The following is a 1,753-nucleotide window of genomic DNA, read 5'->3' as shown; positions in this document are numbered from 1 at the left end:
GGGATTTGATTCCCTGGGACTTGCGGTCTCGCTCTACGACACGTTGAGCATCACCACGTTGGACACGCTGGAACTGGAGTTCGACCTCAGTGGGGAAGGTGTGGCGGAGCTTCCCCGGGATGCCAGCCACCTGGTGGTGAAGACCCTTGACCTTGCCTTGGCACGACTGGGCTACAGCCGTGGGGGATTGCGCGTTGCCGCCGTCAACGTGCTCCCACACGGCCGCGGCCTGGGCTCCTCGGCGTCGGCCATCGTCGCGGCCATCATGGCCGCCAACGCTTTGGTTGATACTGCAGACAGGCAGGATCTGGCCTGGGTCCTGCAACTCGCCTCCGAGCTGGAAGGTCATCCGGACAACGTGGCCCCGGCCATCTTTGGCGCGGTGGCCGTCTCATGGCAGGAAGGCGAGGGCTACGCCAGCGCCAAGATCACGCCGTCGGACGTGGTCATTCCCGTGGTGGCCATTCCCGATGTTGAATTGAAAACCGAACGTGCCCGCGGCATGCTCCCAGCCACGGTGCCCCACGCAGACGCGGCCGCGAACTCGGGCCGTGCGGCGCTGCTCATGCACGCCTTGACGGCAGATCCCTCGCTGCTGCTGGCCGGCACACGCGACTATTTGCACCAGGATTACCGGGCCGCAGCCATGCCGGAAAGTGCGGCTCTGGTTGCTGCACTGCGTGCCGAGGGCTTTGCCGCCTTCATTTCCGGTGCGGGTCCCACCGTCATGGTGCTGGCCAATGGCGTGGCTGAAGCAGACACTATTGTTCAGCGCATCACTGATCGGGATGCAAATGCAGGGGCAAATACACCAGCGAACGTACAAAGAGGCGCAGAACACGGCGTGTCTTGGCGGGTTTTGCGGCTGCAGCTGGACCTTGAAGGTGCTAAAGTAGAAGTGCATCCATAGCTTGTAAACACTTTCCACTGACCCGCGCAGGCGTGGCCGTTGGATAAGTTCAATGCTTATAGAACTCTTGATGCCGCTCTTGCGGTCCGTGCCATCTTGCTTGCACAGTGACTGCTGGATCAATGAAGGGCAGCCGCCGCATTGATCCTCGGATCATTCCCATGTGAGAAAAGATTCAAAGAGTGAATTACACCATTCCTTGCGCGCCTTCGGGTGGCATCAGGGAGTGGAACCTCAGATATTTCCCTTGGCCAGCCAGTGCGGCTGCACTTGGGGAGTCTGACACTAATCATCGCGGCCCCAAATATTGGGCCCGCCATCGAGGGGGAAGGATCCTTCGTGACCGAAACCGTAATTTCAGCCGCTGATTCCCAAGCAGCTGATGTGGACACCACAGCAAAGTCGGCACCTGCCAAATCAGCCGGCCTGGCCGGATTGAAATTGGCGCAGTTGCAGGTTCTGGCCGGCCAGCTGGGCATCACCGGCGGCTCCAGGATGCGCAAGGGTGACCTTGTTGACGCAATTTCCGCCCATCAGCGCGGCTCTTCCGTGGCAGACCGCCCGGCACGCTCAGCGGCCAAGACCGCTGAGCCCGCCGCTGAGAAGTCTGCTGACAGCGATTCAGCTCCCGCCGCGCGTAGCAACTCCCGCAGGGGTGCAGCGAGCAAGGCCGCAGCCGAGTCCGGCGATGCCACTTCGAACGCAGCCACCTCGAACGAGGCAAAGTCCAGTGACGGCGCAGCGACCACAGAACCCGGCACTGCCGGTGAACGCCCGGCCCGGGGCCGCGGCCGTAGCCGCCGCGCTGGCAGCAGCGACGGTGTCATCACCACCGGTGCGGGC

Annotated in this window: 2 protein-coding genes; both read left to right on the top strand. The window is 62.6% G+C overall.

All coding sequences use genetic code 11. The features are described from left to right. On the top strand, positions 1–910 hold a 910-nt coding region (thrB, locus tag Q4P21_RS14855; RefSeq protein WP_303389512.1), incomplete at its 5' end, for a homoserine kinase. Between the two features lie 339 nt (positions 911–1,249). Further along, positions 1,250–1,753: Rho termination factor N-terminal domain-containing protein (locus Q4P21_RS14850; RefSeq protein ID WP_303389511.1), on the top strand; the 504-nt coding region annotated here is incomplete at its 3' end.

Source organism: Arthrobacter sp., assembly GCF_030540645.1.
Lineage (GTDB): Bacteria > Actinomycetota > Actinomycetes > Actinomycetales > Micrococcaceae > Specibacter.
This window is presented reverse-complemented; position numbering and strand designations above follow the sequence as displayed.